Here is a 2,597-nt window from a genome sequence, read left to right on the forward strand (position 1 = left end):
CCGTGCGGACGAGTTGCTGGCTGACAGGGGCCTGCTCAAGTCCAAGCTCAAGGAAATCGAAGCCCGCGGCCTGGAAGTCGCCGCACTGAATTGCTCGGCAAACCCGCTCGATCCGGGTGACATGGGCAAGCGCCACCGCAAGGAAATGGAAGAGACCATCCGGCTCGCCGGCGAAATCGGCGTGAAGAAGATTGTCACCATGTCCGGCCTGCCAGAAGCCGCCCCCGGCGACACAGTGCCGAACTGGCTGGTCTACACCAAGAGCTGGCCGAACGAGATGCCTGAGCGCGACCGATATCAGTGGGAAGATCGGGCCTTCCCGCTCTGGCACGGCCTGGTCAAGCTCGCCGATGAAGTCGGCGTCGAAAAATATGCGCTGGAAAACTTCTCGGCCATGCTCGTATGGAACCCCGAGACCCTCTTCCGCCTGCGCAACGAAGTCGGTCCGAAAGTCGGCATGAACCTCGACCCGTCGCATCTGATGTGGATGGGCGCCGACCCGATTGCCTCCGCTCGTGCTCTGGGCGATGCCATTCATCATTGCCATGGCAAGGATACCCGCATCGAGCGCGGCCTCGCCGACGTCAACGGCTTGCTCGAGCTCAAGGACGTAACCGACGTCGCCAACCGCAGCTGGAACTATGTTGCCGTCGGCGCCGGCCATGACCTGCAATGGTGGAAGGAATTCTTCTCGGTAGTGCGCATGGTCGGCTACAACGATTGGGTCAGCCTCGAGATGGAAGACTTCACCATGTCGACCGAAGCGGGCATCCAGTCCTCCATCGACGCGCTGCAGGCAACGATCAGCCGCTGATGAGCAGGCGCGGGCGGTCGTTCGCCCGCGCTGAAAGATCAGTCTGGACACTATTATGGACACGTGTTCTATAAAATGGACAGACTGACGGGAGCACGCCATGCATCTTTCCATGTGGACTTACCCTTGGGATATCCAGGACCAGGGGCTCGACGCCTTTGCCGCCGAGCTTGACGGCCGCGCGGGCCTGAATACGGTCAGCCTGGCGACCTCCTATCACGCCGGCCGGTTCCTTCAGCCGCGCAGCCCGCGGCAGAAGGCCTATTTCCCCGAAGACGGGACGGTCTACTTCCGGGCGGATGAAAGCCTGTGGCGGGATAAGCTGATCCGGCCGCTGATGGCGGGGAATGTCACTGAGCGCGGCGACATGCTGGAAGTGCTCGTCAAGGGACGCGAGGCGACGGGTCTCAAGGTCTCCTGCTGGACGGTCTGCCTGCACAATACGCGTCTCGGTATGCTGCATCCCGATCATGTGACGCGAAACGCCTTCGGCAATCCCAACTATTACAATCTTTGCCCCTCCAGCCCGGCGGCGCGGGCCTATGCCGTCACCCTTGTTCGCGACATCACGACGAACTACCGGCCCGATATGGTGGAACTCGAGAGCCCGAACTTCATGGGATTCGCGCACGAATACCATCACGAGAAAGACGGCGTCGGCCTGAACGCCGAAGATGATTTCCTGCTGTCGCTCTGCTTCTGCAACCATTGCTCGGCGCGCGCCGAAAGGGCCGGCGCGCCGGTCGAAGGCGCGCGCGGAACGGTCGCGCGCTTCATCGCCGAACTTTGCGAACGAGCTGTCCCGGAACGGCAATTCCCGGACTTCCCGGCAGCCGGCATCGATGCCTTTCGCGACCATCCCGATCTGCATGCCTATCTCATTTGGCGTAGCGAACCGGTGACAAGCCTGATCGGTGAGATCAAGGCGGCCGCCGATCCGGCGACACGCATCGTGCTCATCGACCTGAAGGACGGATGGCTCGGCGGCGTCGATCTCGCCGCCGCCGGCAAGCTCTGCGACGGGGCGATCCTCTGCTGCTACGACATGGAACCGGATGGCGTCACTGATGTCATTCGAACCGGCCGGGCGGCAATCGGACCGGGCAAGTTCCTCGGGGTAGGCCTGCGCGTCTTCTATCCGGAGGTCAGCGGGCCGGCGATCCTGGCCGCACGCGCCAAGGCCGCCGTCGATGCCGGCGCTGACGGCGTGAACTTCTACAACTACGGCCTGATACCGGCAAAGCGCCTCGACTGGGTCAAGACAGCGGTCGACGCAGTCGCTTGAGCAGATCAGCACTCCTCAGGATGCGATCGGTTCGGCGACCTGGATCAGGCAGTCGCCGGCCTGGCTGTCGCAATGCAGCCGGTGGGAAATGACAATGCCGCTCTCGGCAAAGCGCAGCTCTTCCTCCGGCTGCTCCAGACGTTCCAGATTATGATACCACCCGGCCAGCTCACCGGCGGCAACGGTGGCGCCGAGGGCCACGGCCGGCTCGAACCAGCCTCTATGGTTCGCATAGATGTCTTGGCTGTGGCGGGATAATGACAGCAGCTGCAACGGTCCCGGCTCGGTGAGCGGCGCGCGCGACAGGACCGGACGCTCGACGATGCCGAGTGTCACTAATAGCCGGTCGATCGCCGCCGCCGTGAAGGCCATTGTTGCAGGCGTCACGGTGCCGCCGCCGCCGAACTCACCGGAAAGACCGATGGTTCCGGCCCTTGCCGCAGCCCCCATCGATGTCGGTGCGGTCGGCCCGTTATCGGCGATGAAGGCATGCGCGGC

The 2,597-nt window shown here is 63.3% G+C and carries 3 protein-coding genes; 2 read left to right on the forward strand and 1 reads right to left on the reverse strand.

What is annotated here, in order from left to right:
- Both FY112_RS02310 and FY112_RS02315 read left to right on the forward strand, forming a co-directional pair.
- On the forward strand, positions 1–814 hold an 814-nt coding region (locus FY112_RS02310; protein WP_151517558.1), incomplete at its 5' end, for a sugar phosphate isomerase/epimerase.
- A 100-nt stretch (positions 815–914) separates the two neighbouring features.
- Positions 915–2,099, forward strand: a complete 1,185-nt coding sequence (locus FY112_RS02315; protein ID WP_151517559.1) for a hypothetical protein — start codon at positions 915–917, stop codon at positions 2,097–2,099.
- A gap of 15 nt (positions 2,100–2,114) precedes the next feature.
- Here the strand turns inward: FY112_RS02315 and FY112_RS02320 are convergent.
- Positions 2,115–2,597: succinylglutamate desuccinylase/aspartoacylase family protein (locus FY112_RS02320; protein WP_181018129.1), on the reverse strand; the 483-nt coding region annotated here is incomplete at its 5' end.

This window comes from Rhizobium sp. PEPV16 (assembly GCF_008919455.1).
Lineage (GTDB): Bacteria > Pseudomonadota > Alphaproteobacteria > Rhizobiales > Rhizobiaceae > Rhizobium > Rhizobium leguminosarum_Q.

Excerpts from the sequence above, each read along its gene's own strand:
- FY112_RS02315 (WP_151517559.1), top strand. The coding sequence starts at position 915 with ATGCATCTTTCCATGTGGACTTACCCTTGGGATATCCAGGACCAGGGG.